The sequence below is a fragment of the Ligilactobacillus pabuli genome, assembly GCF_022836475.1.
Classification (GTDB): domain Bacteria; phylum Bacillota; class Bacilli; order Lactobacillales; family Lactobacillaceae; genus Ligilactobacillus; species Ligilactobacillus pabuli.
Window position 1 is genome coordinate 1 of the sequence record NZ_BQXH01000069.1, and the last position, 227, is coordinate 227.

The 227-nt window shown below is 48.5% G+C and carries 1 rRNA gene; it reads right to left on the minus strand.

The annotated features are described in order from the left end of the window. Positions 1–227: ribosomal RNA gene (locus LPAF129_RS11135) — 16S ribosomal RNA — on the minus strand; the annotation flags it as partial.

A 227-nucleotide genomic window follows, 5' to 3' on the forward strand; every position in this document is an offset into this window, starting at 1 on the left:
TCAACCTCTCAGTTCGGCTACGTATCATCACCTTGGTAAGCCGTTACCTTACCAACTAGTTAATACGCCGCGGGCTCATCCAAAAGCGATAGCATACACCATCTTTGCCCAACTGATCATGCGATCAGTTGGTTTATGCGGTATTAGCACCTGTTTCCAAGTGTTATCCCCCTCTTTTGGGCAGATTGCCCACGTGTTACTCACCCGTTCGCCACTCGCACTTAAAA